The 2017-nt window shown below is 37.7% G+C and carries 1 protein-coding gene and 1 pseudogene; both read left to right on the top strand.

Annotated elements, in window-relative coordinates:
• Window positions 1–896 (top strand): hypothetical protein (locus CXF78_RS21485; RefSeq protein ID WP_219622081.1); only part of this gene is annotated, 896 nt, incomplete at its 5' end.
• A gap of 510 nt (window positions 897–1406) precedes the next feature.
• Window positions 1407–1800, top strand: a pseudogene (locus CXF78_RS15330) (secondary thiamine-phosphate synthase enzyme YjbQ).
• Window positions 1801–2017: the final 217 nt, after the last annotated feature.

Genomic DNA, 2017 nt, shown 5'->3' on the forward strand with positions numbered 1-2017 from the left:
GGAATCAAGCATTGCAACAGACGGCGCGCCGTTATGTGACGGGGTTAAGCTTAAGTTTGAAGAAGAAAGCTGAACTGTTAACTAATGATGCCTACAAGGACGCGAGTTATATCCGAGTTATTCATTATCTAGATAAAGCACCTGCAGCAGAACAGCTTACTGAAAATGTCTGGTACCGAGATATCGTTGTTTTCTACCCTGACGATAGTCAATTTTTCTCAGAGTCGGCAAGAATGATAAGCGATGATAATGGCGACGTAACTGATGCCGTTCTATATGTCTATTATCGCCGTCATAACAACGCATTTTCATGGGGTGATAATGGCAGATACATCGCTAGTTATGATGAGCGAAATACCGCTGATGGTCAGTTAGAGACTTGTTTTAATAACGAAAGTATTATGGTTACTCATGACGTCGAACTCGTACCGGTACAATTTACACTAAGCAATACCTACTCAACAGATACTGGTGAGTGTCAATTCACGGCCGATATTTTTACTCAAGCTTATGAGCGTGTTTATTACGTTGATTATAGCGAAAACAATATTAATTATCTTATGCAGTTTTCACAATTTAAAACTAATGGAGCGTTTGCAACGCTTAATGATTGGGTTAATTTACAAGACCGTTCTGCAGAATATTCAACCACAGAGTTAGTCACTTTATTAACTGATTATGGTTATACATTTACAGATGATACTGGTTTACAGGATGCTGACTTTAGCTGGTACAAACGTAAAACTGACGACTCTCAAGAACATAGGGTAACCACCGAGAAAAACTATGATGCAAGTACTGGTATGATTAGTTGGACCCAGTTAACTGAGCAAAGTAATAATACTAATATTAAGCAGTGCAGTAAGGATGGTATTACTTGGGGAGCATGTACGTAGCAATCATTTTGCTAATGCATTAATCAGATTTTGAAGCCCTTACATCAATAAAGATGTAAGGGCTTTATTATTTGCCGTTGGTGCAATTTTTTTGTATATATGTCAGTGCTATAAACTTGTGACAGTATATTTATGCCGTTGCTTTTGGCGTTATTGGTAGCAGATTTTAAATTTATTACTATCATATTGTTTTTATTGTATTCATCACTTGGGCGTACCCGCTCTATGCTGCTGTGTATTGAAATACAATCACTCACAATCGTGACGTTTACTCCACTTTTAGAGTTAAGGCTCAAAACATCTGTTTTAGTGGTAAATATTGATGTTACTATTTATTGGGCGCTTGTTCGGTAAAGGGTAGGTAAATTGCGTGAAAATCAATGCAAGATGATTCAAACGTAACCCTAATCAGGTGTATAATTTACTATCATTCCGCCAAAAGTATTGTCGATGATAAGCTACATAATTGCTGATCTACCTGCAAATGTCGTTTAAAGAAGGATTTATTTGATGTGGTTACAACGAGAGATGACACTTAATCCCAAGCAGCGTGGATTTCATTTAATTACTGATGAAGTGATAGCGCGGCTGCCAGAGCTAAGAGGTATCAACAAAAACTACATTCGTATAAGTCATCAACGAAAATGCTGATCCTACGGTCCGTGGTGATTTGGAGCGACATTTTAATGTACTTGCACCAGAAGGTGCACCATACTTTCAGCATACTTATGAAGGCGCGGATGATATGCCTGCTCATATCAAGTCGACATTGATTGGTTCTAGCCAGTCTATTCCGATTACCAATGGACGTTTGAACTTGGGTATTTGGCAAGGTTTATATTTATGTGAACATCGCGACCATGCTTCTGCGCGTACTATTATTATCACCTTGCAGGGTGAATGATTTAAAATGGTTAAATTGCAATGCTAAGGTAACAAAGCTGCCTGTTTTATGTTCGATCTTCACGTTAATAATTTACTTTGCTTGTGTCAGTAAATGAAAAGATGCTAAATTCAAGCAGATAATTGAGATGTGTGAAAATATGCAATGTTACCAGTATTTTTTCTGTCTTTTATACCCATCTGACGCTTCCGACGAAGAGGATAGTATAAGTCTTGTT

The organism is Shewanella sp. 11B5 (genome assembly GCF_002836795.1).
Classification (GTDB): domain Bacteria; phylum Pseudomonadota; class Gammaproteobacteria; order Enterobacterales; family Shewanellaceae; genus Shewanella; species Shewanella frigidimarina.